Annotated in this window: 22 protein-coding genes; 17 read left to right on the top strand and 5 right to left on the bottom strand. The window is 57.6% G+C overall.

Going from position 1 to position 26432, the window contains the following annotated elements; all coding sequences use genetic code 11:
- Window positions 1-25: 25 nt before the first annotated feature.
- A complete protein-coding gene (locus MDHKLMBL_RS01185) occupies window positions 26-1066 on the bottom strand; it encodes a rod shape-determining protein (protein WP_008170134.1) in 1041 nt (346 codons plus the stop codon).
- Window positions 1067-1440: 374 nt separating this feature from the next.
- Between MDHKLMBL_RS01185 and gatC the strand changes: the two genes are divergently transcribed.
- The 3 genes from gatC to gatB are packed head-to-tail and all read left to right on the top strand — an operon-like array spanning window position 1441 to window position 4684.
- A complete protein-coding gene (gene gatC, locus MDHKLMBL_RS01180; protein ID WP_008170132.1) occupies window positions 1441-1728 on the top strand; it encodes an Asp-tRNA(Asn)/Glu-tRNA(Gln) amidotransferase subunit GatC in 288 nt (95 codons plus the stop codon).
- Between the two features lie 11 nt (window positions 1729-1739).
- On the top strand, window positions 1740-3197 hold the full coding sequence (gatA, locus tag MDHKLMBL_RS01175; RefSeq protein WP_104269924.1) for an Asp-tRNA(Asn)/Glu-tRNA(Gln) amidotransferase subunit GatA: 1458 nt from the start codon (window positions 1740-1742) through the stop codon (window positions 3195-3197).
- 35 nt (window positions 3198-3232) lie between these two features.
- Window positions 3233-4684 (top strand): Asp-tRNA(Asn)/Glu-tRNA(Gln) amidotransferase subunit GatB, encoded by a 1452-nt coding sequence (gatB, locus tag MDHKLMBL_RS01170; RefSeq protein WP_104269923.1) that lies wholly within the window; start codon window positions 3233-3235, stop codon window positions 4682-4684.
- Window positions 4685-5139: 455 nt separating this feature from the next.
- Here gatB and rimO read toward each other — a convergent pair whose 3' ends face one another.
- Entirely contained in the window at window positions 5140-6486 is a 1347-nt protein-coding gene (rimO, locus tag MDHKLMBL_RS01165) for a 30S ribosomal protein S12 methylthiotransferase RimO (protein ID WP_104269922.1), read from the bottom strand.
- 315 nt (window positions 6487-6801) lie between these two features.
- Between rimO and MDHKLMBL_RS01160 the strand changes: the two genes are divergently transcribed.
- The 4 genes from MDHKLMBL_RS01160 to MDHKLMBL_RS01145 all read left to right on the top strand — a co-directional run bounded on the left by MDHKLMBL_RS01160 (window position 6802) and on the right by MDHKLMBL_RS01145 (window position 11381).
- Window positions 6802-7212, top strand: a complete 411-nt coding sequence (locus tag MDHKLMBL_RS01160; protein WP_008170127.1) for a PilZ domain-containing protein — start codon at window positions 6802-6804, stop codon at window positions 7210-7212.
- Window positions 7213-7372: 160 nt separating this feature from the next.
- Complete coding sequence (cysD, locus tag MDHKLMBL_RS01155; RefSeq protein WP_014577758.1) at window positions 7373-8281, top strand: sulfate adenylyltransferase subunit CysD; 909 nt, start codon at window positions 7373-7375, stop codon at window positions 8279-8281.
- Between the two features lies 1 nt (window position 8282).
- Window positions 8283-9941, top strand: a complete 1659-nt coding sequence (gene cysN, locus MDHKLMBL_RS01150) for a sulfate adenylyltransferase subunit CysN (protein WP_104269921.1) — start codon at window positions 8283-8285, stop codon at window positions 9939-9941.
- Between the two features lie 423 nt (window positions 9942-10364).
- On the top strand, window positions 10365-11381 hold the full coding sequence (locus MDHKLMBL_RS01145; protein ID WP_104269920.1) for a nucleoid-associated protein: 1017 nt from the start codon (window positions 10365-10367) through the stop codon (window positions 11379-11381).
- Window positions 11382-11543: 162 nt separating this feature from the next.
- Here MDHKLMBL_RS01145 and trmH read toward each other — a convergent pair whose 3' ends face one another.
- On the bottom strand, window positions 11544-12281 hold the full coding sequence (trmH, locus tag MDHKLMBL_RS01140; protein ID WP_104269919.1) for a tRNA (guanosine(18)-2'-O)-methyltransferase TrmH: 738 nt from the start codon (window positions 12279-12281) through the stop codon (window positions 11544-11546).
- A gap of 185 nt (window positions 12282-12466) precedes the next feature.
- On the opposite strand from trmH, the gene miaB reads away from it, so the two are divergent.
- From miaB to lnt, 5 genes are all read left to right on the top strand, one after another.
- Window positions 12467-13813 (top strand): tRNA (N6-isopentenyl adenosine(37)-C2)-methylthiotransferase MiaB, encoded by a 1347-nt coding sequence (miaB, locus tag MDHKLMBL_RS01135; protein ID WP_008170114.1) that lies wholly within the window; start codon window positions 12467-12469, stop codon window positions 13811-13813.
- A 475-nt stretch (window positions 13814-14288) separates the two neighbouring features.
- Window positions 14289-15272, top strand: a complete 984-nt coding sequence (locus tag MDHKLMBL_RS01130) for a PhoH family protein (protein ID WP_008170111.1) — start codon at window positions 14289-14291, stop codon at window positions 15270-15272.
- Window positions 15269-15742, top strand: a complete 474-nt coding sequence (gene ybeY, locus MDHKLMBL_RS01125) for an rRNA maturation RNase YbeY (protein ID WP_008170109.1) — start codon at window positions 15269-15271, stop codon at window positions 15740-15742. Before MDHKLMBL_RS01130 ends, ybeY begins: the two co-directional genes overlap by 4 nt.
- Window positions 15739-16584 carry a CorC family transporter gene (locus MDHKLMBL_RS01120; protein ID WP_008170107.1) on the top strand — a complete coding sequence of 282 codons (846 nt, stop codon included), beginning with the start codon at window positions 15739-15741 and terminating at the stop codon, window positions 16582-16584. Before ybeY ends, MDHKLMBL_RS01120 begins: the two co-directional genes overlap by 4 nt.
- Complete coding sequence (lnt, locus tag MDHKLMBL_RS01115; protein WP_104269918.1) at window positions 16574-18136, top strand: apolipoprotein N-acyltransferase; 1563 nt, start codon at window positions 16574-16576, stop codon at window positions 18134-18136. Before MDHKLMBL_RS01120 ends, lnt begins: the two co-directional genes overlap by 11 nt.
- On the opposite strand, the gene MDHKLMBL_RS01110 is transcribed toward lnt, so the two are convergent.
- Complete coding sequence (locus MDHKLMBL_RS01110) at window positions 18105-18653, bottom strand: zinc ribbon-containing protein (RefSeq protein ID WP_041645366.1); 549 nt, start codon at window positions 18651-18653, stop codon at window positions 18105-18107. The genes lnt and MDHKLMBL_RS01110 overlap by 32 nt on opposite strands.
- A gap of 449 nt (window positions 18654-19102) precedes the next feature.
- Between MDHKLMBL_RS01110 and leuS the strand changes: the two genes are divergently transcribed.
- The 5 genes from leuS to MDHKLMBL_RS01085 all read left to right on the top strand — a co-directional run bounded on the left by leuS (window position 19103) and on the right by MDHKLMBL_RS01085 (window position 24479).
- A complete protein-coding gene (gene leuS, locus MDHKLMBL_RS01105; protein ID WP_104270131.1) occupies window positions 19103-21688 on the top strand; it encodes a leucine--tRNA ligase in 2586 nt (861 codons plus the stop codon).
- 1 nt (window position 21689) lies between these two features.
- Window positions 21690-22277, top strand: coding sequence for an LPS-assembly lipoprotein LptE (locus MDHKLMBL_RS01100; RefSeq protein WP_008170103.1), 588 nt, complete (start codon window positions 21690-21692; stop codon window positions 22275-22277).
- Window positions 22274-23281, top strand: coding sequence for a DNA polymerase III subunit delta (gene holA / locus MDHKLMBL_RS01095; RefSeq protein ID WP_008170102.1), 1008 nt, complete (start codon window positions 22274-22276; stop codon window positions 23279-23281). The genes MDHKLMBL_RS01100 and holA overlap by 4 nt, the downstream gene beginning before the upstream one ends.
- 111 nt (window positions 23282-23392) lie before the next feature.
- Window positions 23393-23656: a hypothetical protein gene (locus MDHKLMBL_RS01090; protein WP_008170101.1), complete on the top strand. Its 264-nt coding sequence runs from the start codon at window positions 23393-23395 to the stop codon at window positions 23654-23656.
- 187 nt (window positions 23657-23843) lie between these two features.
- Window positions 23844-24479 carry an endonuclease gene (locus MDHKLMBL_RS01085; protein ID WP_008170100.1) on the top strand — a complete coding sequence of 212 codons (636 nt, stop codon included), beginning with the start codon at window positions 23844-23846 and terminating at the stop codon, window positions 24477-24479.
- A gap of 89 nt (window positions 24480-24568) precedes the next feature.
- Here MDHKLMBL_RS01085 and MDHKLMBL_RS01080 read toward each other — a convergent pair whose 3' ends face one another.
- Window positions 24569-26359, bottom strand: a complete 1791-nt coding sequence (locus tag MDHKLMBL_RS01080) for an acyl-CoA dehydrogenase C-terminal domain-containing protein (protein ID WP_008170099.1) — start codon at window positions 26357-26359, stop codon at window positions 24569-24571.
- Between the last annotated feature and the right edge of the window lie 73 nt (window positions 26360-26432).

The following is a 26432-nucleotide window of genomic DNA, read 5'->3' as shown; positions in this document are numbered from 1 at the left end:
TTAATGGCGAGCCCTCCCCACAGGATTATCCCTCCTGGGAGAACATTCCGATGCCACCCCGGTCAATCACTTCCAACGCCTTGCCGCCACCACGGGCCACACAGGTCAGCGGGTCTTCAGCGATAATCACCGGCAGGCCGGTTTCCTCGCTGATCAGTTTGTCCAGCCCGCGAAGCAGTGCGCCGCCGCCGGTCAGAACAATACCGCGCTCGGCGATGTCGGACGCTAGCTCGGGCGGAGACTGTTCGAGAGCACTCTTGACGGTCTGAACGATCTGCGCCAGGGATTCCTGCAGCGCGTCGAGAATTTCTTCGCTGTTGAGGGTAAATGCCCGGGGCACACCCTCGGCGAGGTTGCGACCGCGCACATCGATCTCGCGGATTTCGAGGCCTTCGTATGCGCAACCGATTTCGTGCTTGATACGCTCGGCGGTGGAGTCACCGATCAGGCTGCCGTAGTTGCGGCGCACGTAGGTAACGATGGCTTCATCGAATTTGTCACCGCCAACCCGCACAGACTCGGCGTAGACGATGCCGTTCAGGGAGATAATGGCGATTTCGGTGGTACCACCACCAATGTCCACGATCATGGAGCCGCTGGCTTCTTCAACCGGCAGACCGGCGCCGATAGCGGCTGCCATGGGTTCTTCAATAAGGAAGACTTCCCGGGCACCAGCACCGAGGGCGGATTCGCGAATGGCTTTGCGCTCTACCTGGGTGGACTTGCTGGGAACACACACCAGCACTCTCGGGCTCGGGGTAATGAAGCTGTTCTCATGCACCTTATGAATAAAGTGCTGGAGCATTTTTTCGGTTACCACAAAATCTGCAATCACGCCGTCTTTCATGGGGCGGATAGCGGTGATGTTGCCCGGTGTACGGCCGAGCATGCGCTTGGCTTCAGCGCCGACAGCGGCAACCATTTTCTGAGAGTTGTTGGTGCGAATGGCCACTACCGAGGGCTCGTTCAGCACGATTCCGCGCTCACGCACGTAGATCAGGGTGTTGGCGGTGCCCAGGTCGATGGACAGATCGCTGGAGAAGATGCCTCGGAGTCTTTTTATCAACATTCGTGTAGTTTCAACCTGAGAGTTGCAGTCGCAAAGAAAAGATGCGGCAACTTTAGCAGTGAGCACCCCTGCAGGCAAGGCGCGAACGGGCCTCACGCCTTACGGTTCACACATTTACCTTATGGGCTGGGGCCTCCCGCCATTGTTCGAATCTGTTACCATGGTCCACCTGATTTTCCGGCTTCGGTGTAGGGCCGCTCGGAGATCCCTTTTCAAAACACGCTACGAGCACGTCCATGTGCGCTTGTTTCGGGCCATCCTTGGCCCTCTACAGTTTTGAAAAGGGATCTCCGAACGTCCCCGCAGTTCAGAGCGGCCCTCTTTTTTCAAAACATTTATTAATGACATTTCATTTATCTGGGAGGCAATGCGTGACCATTTCCCGTGAGGACATTGAGAAAGTCGCTGTGCTCGCCCGCATTCGTGTGGATGACGAGCAGGTTTCGGCTCTGGAGAAGGATCTGGGCAACATCCTGGATCTGGTGGATCAGTTGGGTGCTGCCGACACCGATTCGGTTGAGCCCATGGCCCATCCGCTGAATGCAGTGCAGCGCCTGCGCGCTGACGAGGTAACCGAGACCAATCAGCGTGAGGCGTTCCAGGCGATTGCGCCGGCAACCGAGAACGGGCTTTATCTGGTTCCCCGAGTGATCGAGTGAAAGGACACGTCATGCATAACAAATCCGTAGCAGAGCTTTCCCGGGACCTGGATAGCGGCCAGGTCTCTAGCGTGGAGCTGACCCAGGAGTTCCTCGACCGCATCAAGCGGGAAGATTCGAAGTACAACAGTTTTATTACCGTGACCGAGGAGCAGGCGCTGGCTGATGCCCGCGTCGCGGACGAGCAGCGTGCGGCGGGGAATGCGACGCCCTGGACGGGGGTCCCGTTCGCGCACAAGGACATTTTCTGCACCAACGGCGTTCGGACCACTTGCGGTTCGAAGATGCTGGAGAACTTTGTTCCGCCCTACGACGCGACCGTTACGGCGAATTTCCGTGAGGCAGGGGCCGTGTGTCTGGGCAAGACCAACATGGATGAGTTCGCCATGGGGTCGTCCAACGAGAACAGTTATTTTGGCGCAGTGACCAACCCTTGGGGCCTGAGTCAAGGTAATAAGCGGGTGCCGGGCGGTTCATCGGGCGGGTCGGCTGCGGCGGTTGCCGCTCGACTGATTCCGGCAGCTACCGCCACGGATACTGGCGGCTCGATCCGTCAGCCGGCGGCACTGTGTGGTGTTACTGGCCTGAAGCCCACTTATGGCCGGGTGTCCCGGTACGGGATGATTGCCTTTGCCTCCAGTCTCGACCAGGGCGGCACCATGGCTCGCACAGCGGAAGACAATGCGCTGATGCTGAATGTGATGGCAGGTTTTGATCCGAAGGACTCGACGTCTATTGATCGCGAGGTGCCGGATTACACCGCCACGCTGAACGAGCCCCTTAAAGGTTTAAGAATCGGCCTGCCCAGGGAGTATTTCAGCGATCAGCTAAGCCCGGCGATGGAGCAGCAGGTTCGCAACGCAGTAAAGGAATACGAGAAGCTGGGCGCCACAGTTAAAGAGGTATCGCTGCCAAACGCGAAGCTCGCGATTGCTGCCTACTATGTAATTGCTCCAGCAGAGGCGTCCGCCAACCTGTCCCGTTTTGACGGGGTACGCTATGGCTACCGCTGCGAGGATCCCAAGGATCTGATGGATCTTTACACCCGCTCCCGCGCGGAGGGTTTTGGCGAAGAGGTGAAACGTCGGATTCTCGTGGGCACCTACGCTCTCTCCGCCGGCTATTTCGATGCCTATTATCTCAAGGCCCAGAAGGTTCGGCGGCTGATTCAGCAGGATTTCATCAATGCCTTCAAGGAAGTGGATGTGCTGATGAGCCCCACCACGCCCTCACCCGCGTTTATTCAGGGTGAAAAAACCAGCGATCCTGTGACCATGTACCTGGAAGACGTATTCACTATCGCTATCAATCTGGCGGGTGTTCCGGCCATGTCGGTACCGGCCGGTTTCGTGGACGGTCTCCCGGTGGGTCTTCAGATCATCGGGGATTATTTCTCCGAGGCCCGTTTGCTGAATGCCGCCCATCAGTTCCAGCAGGTGACCGACTGGCACCAGCGTGAACCGCAATAAGCCCGGGACAGGCCCCCTTACAGGAGATAGCAACTATGCAGTGGGACATTGTGATCGGGCTGGAAATTCACGTTCAGCTCGCCACCAAGACCAAGATTTTTTCAGGCTCCAGCACCGCTTACGGCGCCGAGCCTAACACGCAGGCCAACGCCGTTGACCTGGCCATGCCCGGCACGCTGCCGGTCCCCAACGAGCAGGCTTTCCGCTACGCGGTCATGTTTGGCCTGGCAGTGAATGCGGAGATTGAGCGCCGCTCCATGTTCGAGCGGAAAAACTACTTCTACCCGGATCTGCCCAAAGGCTATCAGACCACTCAGCTGGAGCGCCCGATTGTCGGCCCCGGCTTCGTGGATATTGATCTGCCAAACGGTGAAACCAAGCGCGTTCGCATCCATCACGCCCACCTGGAAGAAGATGCCGGCAAGTCCCTGCACGAGGATTTCCACGGCATGACCGGCGTCGATCTTAACCGTGCAGGCACTCCACTGATCGAAGTGGTCACCGAACCGGATATGAACAACGCGGAAGAAGCCGTTGCCTTTGCCAAGAAGCTGCACAGCATCGTGACGTCGCTGGGCATCTGCGACGGCGATATGTCCCAGGGCTCTATGCGTTTTGACGTCAACATTTCGTTGAAGCCGAGGGGCTCCGACACGCTGGGCACACGGACCGAGACCAAGAACCTGAACTCGTTCCGGTTCATGGAGCAGGCCATCGCCCACGAAGTCGAGCGGCAGATGGACATTCTGGAAGACGGCGGCACCATTGTGCAGGAAACACGCCTGTACAACGGCGACCGCGACGAGTCGCGGTCGATGCGCACCAAGGAAGAAGCCAACGACTACCGCTACTTCCCCTGCCCGGACCTGCTGCCAGTGGAAATCGATGATTCCTTTATTGAGGAAGCTCGCAACAGCCTGCCGGAACTGCCGGACGCTCGCAAAGCCCGCTTTATGGAGCAGTACGGTCTGAATGACTACGACGCCGGCCTGCTAAGCGGCGACTCGAAACTGGCCACTTTCTTTGAAGAAGCTGCCAGCCAGGGCAAAGACGCAAAACTGGTCGCCAACTGGATCCAGGGCGAATTCTCTGCGCGCCTGAATGCGGAGGAGAAATCGGTTGCCGATTCGCCCATCAGCGGCGCTCAGCTGGGGGACCTGGTGGTACGGATTGCCGACAATACGATTTCATCCGCCGGCGCGAAGAAGGTGTTCGAGGCGCTGTGGTCCGGTGAGAACGACAGCGTTGACGCCATCATCGATGCCAAGGGGCTGAAGCAGGTGTCTGACACCGGCGCCCTGGAAGCCATGGTAGACGAGGTTCTAGCGGGCATGCCGGATCAGGTGGCGCAGTATCAGAACGAGGAAGACCCCAAGAAGCGAAAGAAGATGCTTGGTGGCTTTATGGGGCCGCTGATGAAGGCCTCCAAAGGTCAGGGGAATCCCAAGCTGTTTAATGAGATTCTTGTTCGCAAGCTTGGGGGGTGACCCCTTTGGCTTGGGTCGTGGTTTCTGACTGCGGCCCTAGCCTGCTAGCTTGGGGGGACTGCCATGGTGGGTAGAGCCTCCCAAAAAACGCCCGTGAATACATCCCTGTAGGGCTTCGTCGCGCCATCCCTGGCGCTCCAGATTTTTGGGAGGCTCTACCCACCACGGCACTCGAGCTGGCGGCGTGCCCTCGCGAAGACAGGCCATCAAAACAAAATGATAGGTCGGATTACGGCTTCACCTGATCCGACCTACTGACCTTGTTTATCCGGCCCGATTGCTCCCTATCCCTGAAGATTCTGAGGCCTTGGCGGGGTGTGACTCCCAAAAATGTCGGCGGCCATGGATGGCCGACGCCAAGCGCACATGGATGTGCTCGTAGCGGTTTTTGGGAGGCACACCCCGCCGAGGCCTACCCCCAAATTCGGCAGGCTAGGTGCCCAAGCCGGAAGCCATCAAAGAAGCCGAGCCCAAAGATCATGCTCATCGGCATGCTCAACAACCGCCTGAACAATCTCACCCGGAACAAGGTCGGTCTCGTCGTTAAGGTAAACCATACCGTCAATCTCCGGCGCATCGGCCTTTGAGCGCCCAATGGCGCCTTCCTCGTCGACCTCATCAATCAACACATCGATCGTCTGGCCAATTTTGGCCTGTAGGCGGGCAGCGGAGATCTTTGCCTGTTTTTCCATGAAACGGGCCAGGCGCTCTTCTTTGACTTCCTCGGGAACCGCACCTTCCAGTTCGTTGGCTTTGGCACCCTCCACCGGGCTGTATTTGAACGCGCCAACACGATCCAGTTGAGCCTCGTCGAGCCAGTCCAGCAGGTACTGGAAGTCTTCCTCGGTTTCACCGGGGAAGCCGACGATGAAGGTGGAGCGGATGGTGAGCTCGGGGCAGATTTCCCGCCATTTGCGGATGCGCTCCAGGGTTTTGCTGTCGTGGGCCGGGCGCTTCATGGCCTTGAGTACTTTCGGGCTGGCGTGCTGGAACGGGATGTCCAGGTACGGCAGGATTTTCCCCTCGGCCATAAGCGGAATGATGTCGTCGACATGGGGATAGGGATAAACGTAGTGCAGGCGTACCCACACGCCCATTTCGCCGAGCGCTTCGCACAGTGACTGCATCTTGGTCTTGAGCGGCCGCCCTTGCCAGAAGCCGGTGCGGTATTTGGTGTCGACGCCGTAGGCGGAGGTATCCTGGGAGATGACCAGCAGCTCTTTTACACCGGCATCCACCAGGCGCTGGGCTTCGTCCATCACATCGCCAATGGGCCGACTGACCAGATCACCGCGCATGGAGGGGATGATGCAGAAGGTGCAGCGATGGTTACAACCTTCGGAGATCTTGAGGTAGGCGTAGTGCCGCGGGGTCAGTTTGATTCCCTGCGGCGGAACCAGGTCGGTGAACGGATCGTGCTGCTTTTTCTGCGGAACGAACTGGTGAACCGCGCCGACCACTTCTTCATAGGCGTGGGGGCCGGAAACCGCCAGCACACCCGGGTGAGTATCGCGAATCTTGTCGGCCTCTACACCCATACAACCGGTGACAATCACCTTGCCGTTTTCGCTGATGGCCTCACCGATCGCGTCCAGCGACTCCTGTTTGGCGGCATCGATAAATCCGCAGGTGTTGACCACAACAATGTCGGCGTCGTCATAGGTCGGGACAACATCGTAGCCGTCCAGCCTGAGCTGCGTAAGAATGCGCTCGGAGTCGACGAGAGCCTTGGGACAACCGAGGCTGATGAAACCGACTTTGCCGTTGCCGGACGAGGCGGGGGTCTGGGTGTTATCTGTCATAGAAGGCTTGGAATTCCCGGAGCTCAGCGCGAGCCCACAAATGAATGAAGGGCGATATTTTACACCAGCTCAGGGACCGCCTGCAGCAAAAGTCCGACGAGTATTGGAACGGATGGAAACTGACGGACGTCAAAATTTGTGACGTCTTGTTCAGAAAGATTTAACAAATCTGCCACTATAGGCGGCAGGCTTCTTGCTGATCACAAAGTAAACAACTACACTTTCATTCGCTTATCATGCGTTTAAGTGTTTTTCTGGAAGGGATTTATGGGAAAGGCAGCATCATTCGCAACCAGACACGCCAGAAGAGTCAACATGAAACCTGTCGCCGCCAAATTGAATTTGCGCAACCAACAGCGAGTGGACGTAGCCACCGACATTACTATTGAGAAATCGGACGGCTGCTGCCTGACCTGTTCGGTATCCAATCTCTCCCGCACGGGCGTTATGATTTCCTGTAATCAGGAAACGGTGAAACAACTCATTCCCGAGCAAAAGGCCCCGGCTCCAGGACACTGGATTGCCGTGAAGACCCGATTCTCCGTGCCGGTGGTTGCAACGCAACCGGTTTCCATTATTGCCGACGGCAACATCGTTCACATGCGACGCATCGCAAGGGACGAATTTCAGCTGGGCATCCAGTTCGCTGAGTTTGAAGGTAACGGCTTCGATTACGTCGATCGATACGTTGCCAAACTGTTGGCTGACTCCCGCAATCCGGCCTGACCTCGACCTGCCTGCTGACGAACGACCAGGTCCCACCACTGCTATATTGTTATAACGCCAATGTCTAGTTGGCCGTCTTCTTATGCCCTTATCCCCTCTGGTATAGTTGCCGTATTCATTCGCACAGCCAACACGGCCCGCACGGCGGCAACGGATTATCATGACCACATACAACCTCACGCACCTGAAACAGCTGGAAGCGGAAAGCATCCACATCATCCGGGAAGTGGCAGCCGAGTTCGACAATCCGGTAATGCTGTATTCCATCGGCAAGGACTCCGCGGTAATGCTTCACCTGGCCCTGAAGGCCTTTTACCCGGGTAAGCCGCCCTTTCCGTTGATGCACATTGATACGACCTGGAAATTCCGGGACATGATCAAGTTCAGGGACAACGTCGCTGAGAAGTTCGGCCTCGACCTGATTGTGCACACCAACCAGGAAGGCGTGGATCAGGGAATCGGGCCGTTTACTCACGGCAGCGCGAAACATACCGATGTCATGAAGACCCAGGCCCTGAAACAGGCGCTCGACAAGTACAAGTTTGATGCAGCCTTCGGCGGTGCCCGCCGAGACGAGGAAAAATCCCGGGCCAAGGAACGCGTGTATTCGTTTCGGGATGAGTACCATCGCTGGGATCCCAAGAACCAGCGTCCCGAGTTGTGGAATATCTACAACGGCAAGATCAACAAGGGCGAGAGTATCCGGGTGTTTCCGCTGTCCAACTGGACGGAACTGGATATCTGGCAATACATCTACCTTGAGAACATCGACATCGTTCCGCTCTACTATGCTGCCGAACGCCCGGTCGTTGAGCGCGATGGCACCCTGATCATGGTGGACGACGACCGTATGCCATTGAAGGAAGGCGAGAAACCAATGATGAAATCGGTCCGCTTCCGGACCCTGGGCTGCTACCCGCTGACAGGCGCCATCGAATCCGAAGCCAACACGCTTCCTGACATTATCCAGGAAATGTTGCTGGCCAAGAGCTCCGAGCGCCAGGGTCGGGTAATCGACCACGATTCAGCCGGCTCCATGGAACAGAAAAAGCGGGAAGGGTATTTCTAAGATGTCACACCAGTCTGATCTGATTGCAGAAGATATTCAGGCCTACCTGAAACAGCACGAAAACAAGGAGCTCCTGCGCCTGCTCACCTGCGGCAGCGTGGATGACGGCAAGAGCACCCTGATCGGCCGCCTGCTTCATGACACCAAGATGATCTACGAAGATCACATGGCCAGCCTGAAAACCGACAGCGCCAAGATGGGAACGACGGGCGAGAAACTCGACCTTGCCCTCTTGGTCGACGGCCTGCAGGCCGAGCGCGAACAGGGCATCACAATCGATGTGGCCTACCGGTACTTCTCCACCGACAAGCGCAAGTTCATCATCGCTGACACCCCGGGCCATGAACAGTACACCCGTAACATGGCCACCGGCGCGTCTACCGCCCAGGTCGCGATCCTGATGATCGACGCCCGCCACGGTGTTCTCACCCAAACCCGGCGCCATTCCTACATCGCGTCTCTTTTGGGTATTCGGCACATCGTAGTGGCCGTGAACAAGATGGATCTGGTGGATTTCAGCGAAGAGCGCTTCAACGAAATCAAAGACGATTACCTGGCGTTTGCCGCCAAGCTGGGCCTGAAAGATATCCGTTTTGTGCCGCTGTCCGCCCTGGAAGGCGACAACGTGGTAAACAAAAGCGAGAACACACCCTGGTTCACCGGCCAGCCCCTGATGGAGATTCTGGAAACCGTGGAAGTGGGCCGGGACAAGAATCTGGAGCATTTCCGCTTCCCGGTTCAGTACGTTACCCGACCGAACCTCAATTTCCGGGGCTTCTGCGGCACCATCGCCTCCGGCGTGATCCGCCCCGGCGAACAAGTGATGGCCCTGCCCTCGCGGCGCACCAGCACGGTCAAGGAAGTTGTCACCTTCGATGGCAATCTTGAAGAGGCCTATATCGACCAGGCGGTTACCCTCACCCTGACCGATGAAATCGACATCAGTCGCGGCGATATGCTGGTAAAGGTCGAAGACGAGCCGGAAGTGGGCAACCGCTTCAACGCCAACATCGTGTGGATGACCGACGCACCCCTGGAAACCGGCCGCCTTTACGACATCAAGCTGGGACCGACCTTTACCTCCGGCACGGTGAAAAAGATCCACCACCAGACCGACGTAAACACCCTGGAACAGCAGGCCAACCCAAGCCAGCTCCAGCTGAACGAAATCGGCCTGTGCGAGCTGACCCTGAACCAGCCGATCGCCTTCGATGCGTACCAGCGCAACCACGCCACCGGCAGCTTCATCGTGATCGACCGGCTCTCCAACGTCACCATCGGTGCAGGCATGGTGGCCGGCCTGGCAGATTCCGGCGAATCGCTCGATCCAGTTTCGGTAGAAGAACGCGAGCGCCGACTGGCGCAGAAACCGGCCATCATTGCCTGTAATGGTCGCCAGGCGCCGGCACTGGCCCTCGCCGTTGAGCGCGCGCTGTTCGACCAGGGCAAAACCGCCGTGGTGGTCACCGAAGAAAACGCAGGCGATGCCGACGAACGCCGCCGCGTTGCCCAGCTTCTGACTTCCCATGGATTGGTTGCCATTGCCGTTAACCTCGGCACTGACGTAGCCAACGCGGGGGCAACCGCAGACAGCGAACAGGAGATTCCTGAGGCTGTGAACAAACTTGTTCAGGAGTTGATTCGCAGCAAGCGGGTCTGAAATTTGAATTGAGGGGAGATACCCCTGCTTCTGTGACTGGCTACTTTGGTGGCTGGCGCCGGGGTGGGGGTATCTTTTTCTTTGGAAAAACAACTCGCTTCGCTCAGACATCTTTTTCCGGCAGGAAAAGATACCCCCACCGCGTCGCCGGCATACTCTGGAGTTAATTCCCAAAGCAAAAGTACGGAAAACACTCATTCTTCTTTTGGCGGACCGCTGAAAGGCCCGTGGACGTGGGGTGGGTGCGTATTTTTCTCTAGAAAAAAGATGTCTGAGCGAAGCGAGTTGTTTTTTCGTAAGAAAAATACGCACCTGCCCTGCGGCCCACCCCCAGAACCAGCAGACTACCAATGAATCCAACGCCAATACGTGGCAGAATCCCGCCTCTCTGAGTTAACCGAAACAACGAACAGGAGCCAAAAAATGGCCATCAAACACCTCCGCACTGCCTTCGCCAGCCAGTACCAGCCGGGCCAGCCTGCCCGCCTTGTGACCGGTGAGGCCCTGCAGGAGCCCGGTGGCGATTACGAGGGCCTGCACAAGCAGATGAAGCGCCTGTTCAACAGCAAGCCCGGTAAGAAATACGGCCGGTTTTCCGAAGATCTGGGCGAGTGCCCGTTCAGCGCCTGGCTGAACGACTACCTGGAAGACAAGCAAACCTTCAGCGCCATGACCGACCGCCTGTTCGGACAATGGCAGGAGCTCCTGACCGGCAGTCAGGAGGAGTTCGATGGCCATCTGATGATCGTCCACGATGCCCTAGCGGACGCCGAGGTGGTTTACCTGTTTATCCTGGAAACCGACAGCGCCATGCGGTTCGATGGCAACCAGTCACTGGATGCGACCGACGTCCTGAGCCTCTCCCGTCTGAACCTGGCCGTTCGCATCGAGCTGGACGACTGGCGCGGCAACAACCCGGCGGAAAACTACCTGACACTGGTCCACGGCCGCGGCACCGGCGAGCCAGGAGAGCTGTTTATCCGTTTGTGCGGGTTTACCAATCAGGTGGATGTGGAAAAGGAAACCATGACCTTCCTGGATGCGGTGGAAGCTTTTGCCAAGTCCTCCGAGCCTGAGAAAGCCGGGGAGGTTCGCAACAAGGCCTATGAGTTCTGTAAGGAGCAGCATGCCCTGGGCGAGCCGGTCGAAATCGAGGCATTGTCCGGCTACCTGGACGAGAGTGAGCCGCAACGCTTCAAGGAGTTTGCCTCAAAAACCGCCGAACTGCCGGAAAGCGGCGTGCTGCACCCGGACCACCGGAAAGTGAAAAAACTGGTACGGATTGCAGGCTCCGGAGGCGGAATGAGCGTGTCCTTCTCCTCCGACCTGGTGAATCAGGCGGTTTACTATGACCGTGACAAAGATGCCCTGACGATTACCCGGCTTCCCAAGGCTTTGCGGGAGCAGCTTCAGCGGTATCTTGAGGCTCGCGAGGAGTGATGGGCTCTAGCTTTTGCTAAGTAGCCTGCTCGATTTGGGGGCTGGTCCAGAGGTGGGAGGCCTTTTCTTCTGGGAAAAGCAACTCGCTTCGCTCAGACATCTTTTCCCGACAGAAAAGACCTCCCACCCCCGGACCGATCTCACAGAAGAGTAATTTTCTTTTTATTGCTCATCTGCGGTGACTTTGGGTTCGTCATCCCACCGTGGGCGATTCGCCCTTAACTTTCTTACTTCCTGCATCCAGCCCACACCGTCGACCAACTCACCCGTTTCCGGGTCTATCGGCGGGTACGGCAAATTACGGTCGTCGCAGTAGCGTTTGACGGTGGGCTGACACCAACAGAATAAAAGGCGGTTGTACTCGTCATCCGGCATCCGGCGCTGATCGAACATGCCGGCCAGCTTCCGCTGCCTCTGGGCTTCGGACAGGACAATCGCACAGGCAGACGATACGTTCAGCGACTCCACCATCCCCATCATTGGGATAACGATGTGCTCGTCAGCCTGAGCTGCGGCATCAACGCTGACGCCATCCACTTCGTTACCCAGGATTATCGTGCACGGCAGGGTGTAATCCACATCCCGGAAATCAATGGCCCGGTCGGATAGCTGTGCGGCGTATAGCTTGTGGCCCTGCCCTTTCAGACTCTGGATCGCTTCGTCCATGCTCCGGTGGGTGTGGGTTGTTACCCAGTTGTAGCTGCCACCGGCGGTTTTGCGAAATGCCCGGAAGCCTTCTTTTGGCCAGACCACGTGCATGTTCGCCAAGCCAAACGCATCGCAGGAGCGGATGATGGCGGACAGATTCCGGGGCTTGTGGACCTGGTCGGTTAGGACGCTCAGGTCCGGCTGCCGGGTGTTCAGGGTTTGTTTGATTCGGGCGAGGCGTTCGGGGGTCATGATCGTGTTCGGGCTTGATTGTCGATTTAAAGAACCAAAAATAATACCACAAGCGGACTAGCAACTAGCCGAGACAAAGGTGGTTGAAGTTTAAGCACCCCGTTATAATACGCAGTTCCTTTTTGCTGGCGCCCCGTTTCAAAAACCAGTTCCCGGCGCAACATCCATCAGATTACGTGAGACCCATGGCCAAGAAGCTTTACATCAAAACCCACGGCTGTCAGATGAACGAGTATGACTCTGCCCGCATGGCAGACCTGCTCAAAACCGGTGAAACCGTCGAAATGACAGATTCACCCGATGACGCCGACATCCTGCTGCTGAACACCTGCTCCATTCGGGAAAAAGCCCAGGAGAAGGTGTTCCACCAGCTTGGCCGCTGGAAAAAGCTGAAAAGCAAAAAGCCGGAAATGATCATCGGCGTGGGTGGCTGTGTGGCTTCCCAGGAAGGCCAGGCGATCATTGACCGCGCACCTTACGTGGACATGGTCTTCGGCCCCCAGACCCTGCATCGCCTGCCGGACATGATTACGGAAGTGCGCGCCAAGGGTAACGGTGTTGGCGTGGTGGACGTCAGCTTCCCGGAAATCGAAAAATTCGACAACCTCCCCGAGCCCGGCGCAGACGGCCCTTCCGCGTTTGTTTCAATCATGGAAGGCTGCAGCAAGTACTGCACGTTCTGCGTGGTGCCCTATACCCGCGGGGAAGAAGTCAGCCGCCCGGCTGATGACGTCATCGCTGAAGTGGCCCACCTCGCCAGCCAGGGTGTTCGCGAGGTTAACCTGCTGGGCCAGAACGTGAATGCCTACCGTGGCGAAACCCACGACGGCGACAACATGGACCTGGCGGAGCTGATCGAGCTGATCGCAACCATTGATGGCATCGACCGGATCCGGTACACCACATCGCACCCGGTGGAGTTCTCTGATGCTCTCATTGAGGTCTATGAGCGCGTTCCGGAGCTGGTCAGCCATCTGCACCTGCCAGTTCAGAGCGGTTCCGACCGTATTCTGGCGGCCATGAAGCGCGGCCATACAGCCCTGGAGTACAAATCCAAACTCCGCCGCCTTCGCAAGATCCGCCCGGACATCAGCTTTTCGTCCGACTTCATCATCGGCTTCCCGGGCGAAACCGAGAAGGACTTTGAAGACACCATGAAGCTGATCAACGACATCGGCTTCGACATGTCCTTCAGCTTCGTTTACAGCGCACGGCCCGGCACGCCGGCATCCGATCTGCCGGACGATACGCCGATGGACATCAAGAAACAGCGGCTGAGCATCCTGCAGGATCGCCTGAACCAGAACGTGATGGACATCAGCCGCAAGATGGTGGGTTCTACTCAGCGGATTCTGGTGACTGGCTTGTCCAAGAAAGACCCTGGTGAGTATGCGGGGCGTACCGAGAACAACCGGATTGTGAATTTCCGGCATGAGAATCCGGAGGTTGTCGGGCACTTTATTGATGTCGATATTGTGGAGGCCTATCCCAACTCACTTCGCGGTGTGCCCGTGAACTCGGAGTTTTACTAAAGCTCGGATCCTATTCGTCTTGGGTTTGGAGTTTGGCGAGTGGTGGGGCTCCCCTCCCAAAAACCGCTACGAGCACATCCATGTGCGCTTGGCGCCGGCCATCCTTGGCCGCCGACATTTTTGGGAGGGGAGCCCCACCACTCTCCGTAGGCCCCAGAGCCGTCTGCCCAGTTTATGCTCCGCATTCGTAGGTTGGATTGGACGAATTCGTAATCGAGCAACATGCCTGTAACGAAGAAACCAGTCGGATTACGCCTCCAGCTACTCCGACCTACTTGTTTTTTAGCATTCGGGCCTGCACATAGAATGATCAGGGCGAGGGCCGGAAGGTGTTTCCAAAAACGTGGAGCGCCAGGGATGGCGCGACCGAGCCCTACAGGGACGTATTTACGGGCGCTTTTTGGAAACACCTTCCGGCCCTTGCCCGTTTCACCAACATCAGATACTCGTTCTCCCAAACCAAAACGGAGCACTTTTGAACGCCAACGATCACAGACAATTTGACCTGCACCCGGTGGACCAGCGTCGGCTGGCGACGCTTTGTGGCCAGTTTGATGAAAACCTGAAAATGATTGAAAAACGCCTGCACGTGAAAGTCGGCAGGCGCGGCCATCATTTCCGAGTTGAGGGTGAGACCGAGCATGTGGCGGCGGCCGTTGAGGTTATCCGGCATCTTTATCGGGAAACCGAGGCTACCGATGACCTTCCTCCGGATACCGTGCATCTGTTTATCCGGGAAACCGGTTTTGAACGCCTGCCCGAAGACGTGCCCTACGATGGCGCTGTGACGGTCATCAAGACCCCCAAGCTTCAGGCCAAGCCGAGGGGCGCGAATCAGCAGAAGTATGTGCACAATATCCGCACCCACGATATCAACTTCGGGATTGGGCCGGCGGGTACCGGCAAGACCTGGTTGGCAGTGGCCTGTGCCGTTGAGGCCCTGAAAGACGAGCAGGTGAAGCGGATTTTGCTGGTTCGGCCCGCGGTCGAGGCCGGCGAGAAGCTTGGTTTTCTTCCCGGCGATCTCGCACAAAAGGTCGACCCATACCTGCGTCCGCTGTATGACGCTCTCTATGAAATGCTTGGGTTTGACCAGGTTACCCGGCTGATTGAGAAAAGCGTGATCGAGATTGCGCCGCTGGCGTTCATGCGCGGCCGGACGCTGAACAACTCATTCATCATTCTGGACGAAAGCCAGAACACCACCCGGGAGCAGATGAAGATGTTTCTGACCCGGATCGGCTTTGGCTCCACGGCTGTGATTACCGGCGACACCACTCAGGTAGACCTGCCACGGGGTCAGAATTCGGGGCTTATTCACGCTGCCGGGGTTCTGAGCAAGGTATCAGGTATTGGGTTCACACGGTTCGAAGCAAAGGACGTTGTTCGGCACCCGCTGGTACAGCGGATTGTTGAAGCCTACGATTCCTTTGACGACGGGAGTGCGACGGGCCAGTGAATAAGCTGACTGTGGATTTTCAGCAGGTTTTTGAGGCGCCAGGAATACCTTCGGAGACGCAGGTTCAAAAATGGGCGCAACTTGCCTGGCAGGGCGAGGATCCGTCCGAGGTGACGGTCCGTATTGTCGGAACCGAAGAAAGCCAGGCCCTGAATCATCAGTACCGTGGGCGGGACTACGCGACCAACGTGTTGTCCTTCCCATTTGAGGCGCCAGCCGGTATAACGGTGCCATTGGCCGGAGATCTGGTGATTTGTGCACCGGTTGTCGAGAAAGAGGCCATGGAACAGGAAAAAACCCTGGTCGCCCACTGGGCGCACATGGTGGTGCACGGCATGTTGCATCTCCAGGGTTTTGATCATATTGAAGACGAAGATGCCGAGGTCATGGAAGCCCTCGAAGTCCGACTGCTTGCGCAGCTCGGATTCGGCAATCCCTACGAAGCAGAGGAAACGGAACAAGACTCATGAGCGACGATCAGTCGAGTCGCAGTCAGGGCGGCAAGTCCTGGCTGGAACGTATATCCCAGGCCTTCTCCAGCGGGCCTGAGTCCGTTGAGGACGTGCTGGAAATCCTTCGGGACGCCGAGTCCCAGAACATCATCGATGTTGATGCCATGAGCATCATCGAAGGTGCCATGCAGGTGATCGACATGCGGGTGGATGAGATCATGATTCCCCGCTCCCAGATGGTCACCGTAAAGGCATCCCAGGAGCCCAAGGAGTTCCTGGGCGAAATCATGGATTCTGCACACAGCCGGTTCCCGGTCATCGGGGACAGCCAGGACGACGTGATTGGCGTTCTTCTGGCCAAGGATCTGCTTCCCCTGGCTCTGAACAACGACCTCAACTGGAATCGTATCCGGGAAATTCTGCGCCCGCCCACTTTCGTACCCGAGAGCAAGCGTCTGAACCAGTTGCTCAAGGAATTCAAGGAAAACCGTAACCACATGGCGATTGTGGTCGATGAATACGGTGGTACGGCCGGCCTGATCACCATTGAAGACGTGCTGGAACAAATTGTGGGCGAAATCGAAGATGAGCATGATTTTGATGAAGAGACCCACATCAAGGCCCGGGGCGATGGCAGCTATGCCGTAAAAGCGGTAACACCCATTGATGATTTTAATGAGTTCTTCGAGACCGAACTGGACGAAGAGGAATTCGACACCATCGGTGGAGTGGTTCTCAAGGAATTCGGACACCTGCCCAGACGGGGCGAATCGGTTGAATTCGGCGGTTTGCGCTTTACCATTGCCAACGCCGATAACCGTGTAATCCGTCTGCTGCAGGTAACCCGAAGTGAACAGTGACGCGAAAAATACCAGAGCGCTGAAGACCCCGCTTTCCTCAAACGCATTACTTGGCGCAGCAGCCCTTCTGGTTGCCGGCGCCATGCAAACCCTGACCTTTTCACCGTTCAACCTCTGGTGGCTGGGACCGGTTTCAGTCCTTCTTATTCTCCTCGTGACGGTTCCGCTGGCTCCAGAGAAGCTCTTCCGGGCCGGTTGGCTTACTGGCCTGGGGCTGTTCGGCAGCGGCGCCAGCTGGGTCTACGTCAGTATCAGCGAACACGGTAATACCGCCATTCCGATTGCCGTTTTGTTGACGGTTCTCTTTGTTGCAGGGCTGGCGCTGTTCCACGGTCTGGCGTTCTGGTTCTGGGGCAAGCTTGCCAAGGAGAGTGCCGCCCGGCGTCTGATCCTGTTTCCCGCTATCTGGATACTTGGCGACTGGCTTCGGGGCTGGCTGCTTACCGGTTTTCCCTGGCTGTATCTGGGCACAGCACACACGGACGGCCCGCTCGCCGGGCTGGCACCTCTGACCGGCGTGCATGGCATCACTTTCTGGATAACGGCCACAGGGGCCGCACTCTACGGGAGTTGGTGGCTCCTGAAACACGCCAAGCCGGTTGCTGCGGGCGCCACTCTTGCGGTGGCGCTGATTCCCTGGCTGATTGCCCCGGCCATGAACCGTGTCGAGTGGACGGAGCTAAACGAGGAGCCTACCTCGTTTGCCGCCATGCAGGGCAATATTCCCCAGCAGATCAAATGGGATCCTGAGTTCCTGAAGGATCAGATCGTTACCTACCTCGGCATGACCGAGGATCACTGGGACACGGATCTGATCCTGTGGCCCGAGACCGCCATTCCGATCCCTCAGGACCAGGTTGGCAAGATCATTGATCACATCAGTGAACAGCTGGGCGACAACAGTACGCTGATTACCGGGATACCCTGGTACGGCTTCAGCGACCGTATTGAAGATTTCACGTTTCACAACAGCATCATGGCCATCGGCAATGGCGAAGGGATCTACCACAAGCAGAAACTCGTGCCTTTCGGCGAGTACGTGCCACTGCAAAGCGTGCTGCGAGGCCTGATCGGTTTCTTCGATTTGCCAATGAGCGATTTCAGCCGAGGACCGGCGTGGCAGGATCCACTCAAGGCCAATGGCGTCAATGTGATGCCGTTCATTTGCTACGAGGTCGCCTACCCGGATTTTGTCGCCTTCAATGCCCGGGGCGCGGGCCTGCTACTGACCATCAGCAACGATGGCTGGTTCGGCGACTCCATTGGCCCGTTGCAGCACCTGCAGATTGCCAGAATGCGGGCTCTGGAGACGGGTCGTTACATGCTCCGCGGCACCAACAATGGCGTCACCGCGATCATTAACAACCGCGGTCAGCTGACCGAAACCATCCCCCATTTCGAGCGCGCCACCCTGACTGGCGAGGTATTCACCGCCACCGGCAGCACGCCTTACATGCAGACCGGCTCCTGGCCCGTCCTGACCCTGGCGGTCATTCTGATTGTCTTTGTCCGGGAGCGGGTCATTCCTCCTGTTTCGGCCAGCGGCTCGTAACCCGCTCGTAGTAGTGGGAGCCGCAGGCTTCACAGGGTTCAAGGTGGCTGGTGGCTGTCAGGCAGCGCATATGCCCGCAGTTCAGGCACTGGAACATGCCAGCAGTGGCCACCTCGCCTGAAATGTACTGGCCCACTTCCTTGTTTTCCAGTTTCTGTCTGAGTTCCAGGAAGTCGACGACGGTTTTATCAGCAACCGAGAACAAACTGTCCGCCAACTGGTGTTCCAGCAGCGCGATATCAAGCTGCAACCATTCGCTCAGGCCTTCACCAGTCTCCTCGACAAAATGCAGCAGGTGTTCAAGATCCCGCTGCAGATAAGCCCCCAGGAGGTTTGCCTCATCCCGGGTCATTTCCTCGAGTTCGTACTCGAACTCCACCGCTTTCTGGACCTCTTCTTCGAGGTTCTGGAGCGATGTTTCTTCCAGGTCATGGAGACGCGTTTTTACCCGCTCCAGCATACGGTCGTAAACTTCCAGTGCCTTGCCTGAGAGATGACTTCTTTCTGGTTGTGTCATGTTGACTCCTTGATACCGCAAATCTGGGTGCAAGAGCCGGACTGCGCCCTCTCTTTCCGGGACACGCTGTGAATACATCCCTGTACGCTTGACTGCAGCATCCATGCTGCAGACAGTCCCGGAAAGAGAGGTCGAAGCCCGTCTCCCAAACCTTGGGAAAACACCTGCCGACTCCACTGCTTATGCCTGGGGCGCTGGCGGCGATGACTCCCCGGGACTGTGAGCAGCATGGATGCTGCGATCAAGCCTACACGGACGTATTCACGGCGTGTCCCGGGGAGTCATCGCCGCCAGCGCTACCCCCATATCAGCAAGTCTGGCACAAGAACAGAAAATTGGCAGACTACCTGTAAAGGCTAGTGTGCGTTAGAATGTCCGGCTCGCTCCAGACGTGATTTTTGATACAGGCTTTTATTTTTCCACACAAGGTAATTTCGGTAATGGCAGGAATGGACGAGCAATACAATCCCCGTGACGTAGAACAGAATGCCCGTAATTTCTGGGAAGAGAACAAGACCTTCACGGTGAAGGAAGAACCGGGCAAACCAAAGTACTACTGCCTGTCCATGTTCCCCTACCCCAGCGGCAAGCTACACATGGGGCATGTCCGTAACTACACCATCGGCGATGTGATTTCCCGCTACCAGCGCATGCAGGGCAAGAACGTAATGCAGCCCATGGGCTGGGATGCTTTCGGCCTGCCCGCTGAGAACGCCGCCATTGCCAACAAGACCGCGCCGGCCAAGTGGACCTACGCCAACATCGAATATATGAAGAACCAGCTCAAGCAGTTGGGCTTTGGTTACGACTGGGACCGGGAGCTGGCTACCTGCAAGCCGGATTATTACCGTTGGGAGCAGTGGTTCTTCGCCCGCCTGTACGAAAAGGGCCTGGTGTACAAGAAAATGTCCACGGTGAACTGGGATCCGGTGGATCAGACGGTTCTGGCCAACGAGCAGGTAGTCGACGGCCGGGGCTGGCGTTCCGGGGCCCTGGTGGAACAGAAGAAGATTCCCCAGTGGTTTATCCGCATTACCGATTACGCCGAAGAGCTGCTGAACGATCTGGACCAGCTGGAAGACTGGCCTGAGCAGGTCAAGACCATGCAGCGCAACTGGATCGGCAAGTCTGAAGGTACCGAGCTGACCTTCCCGCTGAAAGACCGGGACAGTGGCCTGACCGTTTACACCACGCGCCCCGACACCCTGATGGGGGTGAGCTACATGGCCGTGGCCGCAGAGCATCCGCTGGCGAAAGAGGCGGCGGAGCGCCATCGGGACGTGGCTGAGTTTGTCGAGGAGTGCCGAAACAGCAAGACCGCGGAGGCCGAGCTGGCCACCATGGAAAAGCGCGGCATCGACACCGGTTTCAAGGCGATTCACCCGCTGACTCAGGAAGAGATCCCGATCTGGGTCGCCAACTTCGTGCTGACTGACTACGGCACCGGTGCCCTGATGGCGGTTCCTGGCCACGACGAGCGGGACCATGAGTTTGCCCGCAAATACAAGCTGCCCATCAAGCAGGTTATTGCTGCCCGCGATGGCCGCGAGATTGATGTGCAGGAAGAAGCGTTTACCGAAAAAGGCACGCTGGTGTCTTCTGGCAAATACAGCGGCCTGACCAGCGAGGAAGCCTTCGACGAGATTGCCAGCTACCTGGAAGAACAGAATATCGGCAAGCGCACCGTCAACTACCGCCTGCGCGACTGGGGCGTATCCCGCCAGCGTTACTGGGGTGCACCGATCCCGATGATGACCCTGGAAGATGGCACAGAGATGCCGGTGCCCGATGACAAGCTGCCGGTACGTCTGCCGGAAGATGTGGAAATGGACGGTGTCCAGTCTCCCATCAAGGCCGACCCTGAGTGGTGCAAGACGGAGTTCAACGGCCAGCCGGCGACGCTGGAAACCGACACCTTTGATACGTTCATGGAGTCCTCCTGGTACTACGCACGGTTCTGCAGCCCCAATTACGACCAGGGCATGCTGGACCCGTCCGCGGCCAACTATTGGTTGCCAGTGGATCAGTACATCGGTGGCATTGAACACGCGATCCTGCACCTGCTCTACGCCCGCTTCTTCCACAAGCTCTTGCGGGATGTCGGGCTGGTAACCAGTTCAGAGCCATTCAACCGGCTGCTTTGCCAGGGCATGGTTCTGGCGGAGACCTATTACCGCGACGATGGCAAAGGCGGCAAGGTATGGATTTCGCCCGCCGACGTGACCGTCGAGCGTGACGAAAAGGGGCAGCCCGTTCGAGCAGTACACAGGGAAGATGGTGAGCCGGTGGTTTCCGGCGGTGTCACCAAGATGTCCAAGTCCAAGAACAACGGTATCGATCCCCAGGCTATTATTGATGAGCACGGCGCCGATACGGTTCGCCTGTTCATGATGTTTGCGGCCCCGCCAGAACAGTCCCTGGAGTGGTCGGACAGCGGTGTTGAAGGCGCACACAGGTTCCTCAAGCGGGTCTGGCGTCTGGTGAACGAACACGCCGCCGCTGGCCCGGCACCCGCTCTGGACGCGGCAAGCCTGAACGATGACCAGAAAAACCTGCGACGCAAGACTCACGAAACCATTGCCAAAGTCAGTGACGACATCAGCCGTCGGCTGACCTTCAACACGGCCATTGCCTCGGTGATGGAGCTGCTTAACGAGGTCGGCAAACTGCAAGGTGACGAACCCCAGACCCGGGCGGTACGCCAGGAAGCGCTGGACACCGCAGTGCTTGTGCTGTCGCCGATCGTCCCGCACATCTGCCACACCCTCTGGCAGGCGCTCGGCCACCAGGAGCCCGTGGTTGATGCACCCTGGCCAAAAGCCGATGAAGCCGCCATGGTTCGCAGCCAGATCCAGGTGGTACTGCAGGTGAATGGCAAGGTGCGGGCCAAAGAAGACGTGCCTGCAGACATCAGTAAGGCGGACCTCGAAAAGCTGGCCCTGGAAAACGAGAATGTCATGCGCTTTACCGAGGGAGCGACGGTGCGCAAGGTTATCGTGGTCCCCGGCAAACTGGTGAACGTGGTGGCCAACTGATATGTCCCGGCACTCCGCTCTGAAATCGTCAGCACGCCTGATGCTGACCGCTGTAATAGCGGCGCTGCTTGGTGGTTGCGGGTTCCAGTTACGGGGTGCCCCACCGGTTTCTTCGGCCCTCGAGCCTCTTGCCGTGGATTGCTCCTCACAGGTGCCCGACACGCTGTGCCGTTCCTTGCGTGAACAGCTGAACCTGGGCAAGGTCCGTGTGGCGCCAGCGGCGGAGGCCGACTACATTCTGCGGCTGAAGAACTTCGAGCGTGACCGTCGCGCAAGTGCCATCACCGCCCAGGCCGCAGCCGCGGAATACACGCTGCGTCACTCTGTTGATCTAGAAGTAATCAGCGCGGATCGGATTCCCATGGTGGGCACGACACGCCTGACCACCAGCGAGAGTTACCGCTACGACGAAACCAACGTGCTGGCAAGACAGCGGGAAGAAGAGACCCTCCGCCAGCAAATGGACGATCGTCTTGCGCAGCAGGTGATATTCCGGCTGGCACCATTGACCCCGCAACGCATCGACGCCATCCGGGCGGATTACCAGCGTGAACAGGAAGCCGACGCCCCAGCCACAGGCCAGCCATGAAGACCAATCCAGGCCAGTTATCCCAGCTGCTAAAAAAGGGCCTCTCTCCCGTCTATCTTATATCCGGGGACGAACCCCTGCTGGTTCAGGAATGTTGTGACCAGGTTCGTAAGGCCGCAAAAGACGCCGGTTTTCATGACCGCCTGACCTTTCACGCTGACCACCAACTGGACTGGAACGCCGTTGGCGAGGAATTCAGTGCCATGTCCCTGTTCGCGGAAAAACGGCGCATCGAGATTCACTTGCCAACCGGCAAGCTGGGCGACGGCCGCGCGGTACTGGAACGAGTCCTGGCCGACCCTCCCGACGATATCATCCTCGTGCTCATCAGTGCCCGTCTGGACGCGGCGGAAACCCGCCGCAAATGGTACAAGGAGCTTCAGGGAAAGGGCGTGCACGTACCGGTGTGGCCCGTCGACGCCGACAAGTTCCAGGGTTGGCTGCAGCAGAGGGCCAGCAACCGCGGCCTCAGCCTGACCCGGGGTGCCCTGGCCATCATGAGCGAACGCCTCGAGGGCAATCTGCTCGCCGCGAGCCAGGAGCTCGACAGACTGTCACTGCTCGCAAACGGCAATACCATTGATGAGGAAACCGTTGAACAGGCGGTCCAGGACAGTTCCCGATTCAATGGCTTTGAACTCGTGACCGAGCTGATCAGTGGCCGCGCGCCCCACGCCGGCAAGATGATCACTGTGCTTCAGCAAGAGGGAGAAAACCCGCTCGGTTTGCTATCCGTTCTCAGCCGGGATCTGAACCTGCTGCTTGAGTTGAAATCTGCGGCCGGCCAGTCGGAAAATCCCGCCGCATTCCTGAAAAAACGGGGCGTATTCCAGCCGCAACGTGCCCGCGCAATGGAACAGGCCGCTCGCCGGCTGAACCGGAACCAACTGAATGAGGCCATCACCCTGTGCAGCCAGATCGACCGCGCGGCGAAAGGCTTCGATTCCCTCTCCCCCTGGCACTATTTGCGGGATATGTCTGCCCTGCTCGCCGGCCGTTCCTGATCTGAATCAAACTCAGCCTTCGTTGTGCCCTGTTGGCCCTGCCGGCCCCTTGACAGTTTTTTACGATCGGGCGCATTGTAAGCACACCAACAATCCAAGGAGGTGCTTGATATGAGTCTTCAAGAAGAACTCAAGAAGCTGTCGGAAAAAGTGAAACAATACCGGGATGAGGCGCGCGTCCAGATGCATCTGGCCCGTGAAGACGTTAAGGACGAATGGGAGGATCTCGAACAGGATTGGGATCGTTTCAGAAGCAAGATCGATGAAGTTCTGCACGATGCCGAGAACGCGTCCCAGGAAGCTCGTCAGACCGCATCAAAACTTGGCGAAGACCTGAAAACCGGTTACCAGAACATCCGCAACAAACTGAAGTAATACTGTTAACCCGTTAACATTACGCCACAAATTTCTAGCCTGGAGGCTCCGTGGTTTGGAGCCTCTGTGCCATACTTCACAGTATCCGTGAACAAAGCGTCATAGTTTTGACCCGCTTGATCAGATCCTGACCAGTGAGGCCCGAATTGACAGGGTGCTTGAACACACTGCGAGGTATAAAAGGCGTATGAAACGATTCTTACTGATACCCACAGCACTTGGCCTATTGCTCACCACTACCCTCGTGATTGGCCAGAATACCCGGTTCAGTGATCCAAAAACCGTTGTTACCGATCACTTCTGGGGTGACCTTTACGCCAGTGGCGGCAATTCCTTCTTCTGCAACACCGCCTTTACAAGCAAAGGATTCGTTCTGACGGACGGTTATGTCTATCCATTGGCCGATGTCCGCAGCGCACTCGACTGTGGCACCTCGCGTCAATGTGAACAGGATAACCGCTACCGTCAGATCGCGTCTGACATGCACAACATGGTACCGGTGCGCAGCCGGACCGAGATGGGCCGGCGAAACGCTCGTTACGAGGACCTGGGCTCGTCAGTAAGCGAAGACGAATGCGGCATTCGCCAGAGCGCCCAGTTCTTTGAGCCCCCGGGGCGGGTAAAGGGAGATGTGGCGCGCACGGTGGCCTACATGGTGGACACCTATGATTTGCCCTGGCTTGGCTCCTCGGCGGTGTTCAAGGGCTGGAACAGGCTGGACCCGCCGGATGATAGCGAGCTGACCCGTCACGGGCGCATTGTCGAAATCCAGGGTAGTGCCAATCCCTTTATTACCAACCCGGAGAGAATGGAGCGACTCTGAGAGTCCGGGAAACTTGCCCTGCTGACCAATTAACCACAAAAAAACAGGCCCGAGGGCCTGTTTTTTTGTGCCTGAGTCTTGCTGGCTAATCAGAACTCTTCAGCCGTCAGCGCCATCATGGAGTCGCTGCCGCTGCGAATACCTTCAGCCAGTGAAACGGTCTTGGGCAGCAGGCGGTCAAAGTAGAAGCGCGCGGTCTTCAGTTTACCGCTGTAGAATCCGGAGGTATCTGAATCCGCCTGGGGCGCAGCCGCTTTGACGATCTTCGCCCACATATAACCCAGAGCGGTCAGGCCAAACAGATCCAGATAGTCCACAGACGCTGCCCCAATGGCATTCGGGTTATCGCCAGCCTGTTTGATCACGTGCTCGGTAACGTCATCAAGACGCTCAACCGCAGCAGCAAGCGGCTCAAGGAACGGGCGCAGATGATCGTTACCACTGTTCTCCTCCAGGAAGTTTGCGACGTCCTGGGCAAACAGCTCGTAAAGCTTGCCCTGGGTGCCGACCACTTTCCGGCCCATCAGATCCAGTGCCTGGATACCATTGGTTCCTTCGTAGATCTGGGTTATGCGGCAGTCACGAACCAGTTGCTCCTGCCCCCACTCGCGGATGAAACCATGACCACCAAAGACCTGCTGACCCATGATGCAGGTATCGAGGCCGCGATCCGTGAGAAATGCCTTGGCCACCGGTGTCAGCAACGCCACCATACCTTCAGCGTGTTTGCGACGCTCATCATCCTCGGCAAACTTGGCGATATCCAGCCACTGGGCCACGTAGGTTGAGAAAGTACGACCGCCCTCCACATAGCCTTTCATCGTGAGCAGCATGCGCCGGACATCCGGGTGCACGAGGATTGGGTCTGCCGCCTTCTCAGGCTGTTGGGCACCGGTCGGTGCACGGCTCTGGATACGATCAAGGGCGTATTCCCGAGCGCTTTGCAGAGAGGCTTCGGCAGCGCCAATGCCCTGGATACCAACGCCCAGGCGCTCGTAGTTCATCATGGTGAACATCGCCGCCAGACCCTTGTTTTCTTCGCCGACCAGCCAGCCTTTGGCGCCATCGAAGTTCATTACGCAGGTCGCAGAACCCTTGATGCCCATTTTCTTCTCGAGGGAACCACAACTGAAGCTGTTGCGCTCACCCAGGGAACCATCGTCATTCACCAGGAACTTGGGTACCAGGAACATGGAAATGCCCTTTGGACCTTTCGGCGCATCCGGCAGTTTGGCCAGCACCAGGTGGATGATGTTCTCCGCCATGTCGTGCTCGCCCCAGGTGATAAAGATCTTGGTACCTGTAACGTTGAAGGAGCCGTCATCGTTCGGTTCCGCCTTGGTGCGAATGATCCCGAGGTCTGTGCCGGCGTGGGGCTCGGTCAGATCCATGGCGCCGGACCAGACACCGGAATACATGTTAGGCAGGTACTTTTCTTTCAGCTCATCACTGCCGTGGGCGTCCAGCGCGAGGCAGGCGCCGGCCGTAAGCATGGGGGCCAGCCCGAATGCCATGTTGGCGCCCTGCATCATTTCCTCGAACTGCGCGACTAGGGTCTTGGGCATGCCCATGCCGCCAAAGTCCGGGTTGCCGCCAAGACCGTTCCAGCCGCCTTCAACGATGGTCTGGTACGCTTCCTTGAAGCCCTCCGGAGACGTCACCTCACCGTCGTTCCATTTGCAGCCCTGCTCATCACCCTCGCGATTGAGGGGCGCAAGTACACCACTGCTGATCTTGCCGGCTTCTTCAAGAATGGCGTCCGCCGTTTCCGGGTCCACATGCTCGGCAACCTTGGGCAGTGAGGCCCACAGTGCGGGGGCATCGAAAACCTCATTCAGAACAAAGCGCATGTCACGTAGGGGTGCCTGATAATCAGCCATCTAAAACTCTCCAAAAATTCAGTCAGTCTGTTCAGGTGGCAATAGGGCCTCAGTCTGGGCCAGTCACACCTGC

The sequence above is a fragment of the Marinobacter flavimaris genome (assembly GCF_002933295.1).
Classification (GTDB): Bacteria; Pseudomonadota; Gammaproteobacteria; order Pseudomonadales; family Oleiphilaceae; genus Marinobacter; species Marinobacter flavimaris.
This window is presented reverse-complemented; position numbering and strand designations above follow the sequence as displayed.

Bases quoted from the DNA above. Each gene is read 5' to 3' on its own strand.
- gatB (WP_104269923.1), top strand. From the start codon at position 3,233: ATGCAGTGGGACATTGTGATCGGGCTGGAAATTCACGTTCAGCTCGCC.
- trmH (WP_104269919.1), bottom strand. From the start codon at position 12,281: ATGACCCCCGAACGCCTCGCCCGAATCAAACAAACCCTGAACACCCGG.
- MDHKLMBL_RS01160 (WP_008170127.1), top strand. From the start codon at position 6,802: ATGAAACCTGTCGCCGCCAAATTGAATTTGCGCAACCAACAGCGAGTG.
- MDHKLMBL_RS01080 (WP_008170099.1), bottom strand. From the start codon at position 26,359: ATGGCTGATTATCAGGCACCCCTACGTGACATGCGCTTTGTTCTGAAT.
- MDHKLMBL_RS01120 (WP_008170107.1), top strand. From the start codon at position 15,739: ATGAGCGACGATCAGTCGAGTCGCAGTCAGGGCGGCAAGTCCTGGCTG.
- MDHKLMBL_RS01090 (WP_008170101.1), top strand. From the start codon at position 23,393: ATGAGTCTTCAAGAAGAACTCAAGAAGCTGTCGGAAAAAGTGAAACAA.
- miaB (WP_008170114.1), top strand. From the start codon at position 12,467: ATGGCCAAGAAGCTTTACATCAAAACCCACGGCTGTCAGATGAACGAG.
- cysN (WP_104269921.1), top strand. From the start codon at position 8,283: ATGTCACACCAGTCTGATCTGATTGCAGAAGATATTCAGGCCTACCTG.
- MDHKLMBL_RS01085 (WP_008170100.1), top strand. From the start codon at position 23,844: ATGAAACGATTCTTACTGATACCCACAGCACTTGGCCTATTGCTCACC.
- cysD (WP_014577758.1), top strand. From the start codon at position 7,373: ATGACCACATACAACCTCACGCACCTGAAACAGCTGGAAGCGGAAAGC.
- leuS (WP_104270131.1), top strand. From the start codon at position 19,103: ATGGACGAGCAATACAATCCCCGTGACGTAGAACAGAATGCCCGTAAT.
- gatA (WP_104269924.1), top strand. From the start codon at position 1,740: ATGCATAACAAATCCGTAGCAGAGCTTTCCCGGGACCTGGATAGCGGC.
- rimO (WP_104269922.1), bottom strand. From the start codon at position 6,486: ATGACAGATAACACCCAGACCCCCGCCTCGTCCGGCAACGGCAAAGTC.
- MDHKLMBL_RS01145 (WP_104269920.1), top strand. From the start codon at position 10,365: ATGGCCATCAAACACCTCCGCACTGCCTTCGCCAGCCAGTACCAGCCG.
- holA (WP_008170102.1), top strand. From the start codon at position 22,274: ATGAAGACCAATCCAGGCCAGTTATCCCAGCTGCTAAAAAAGGGCCTC.
- MDHKLMBL_RS01100 (WP_008170103.1), top strand. From the start codon at position 21,690: ATGTCCCGGCACTCCGCTCTGAAATCGTCAGCACGCCTGATGCTGACC.
- MDHKLMBL_RS01110 (WP_041645366.1), bottom strand. From the start codon at position 18,653: ATGACACAACCAGAAAGAAGTCATCTCTCAGGCAAGGCACTGGAAGTT.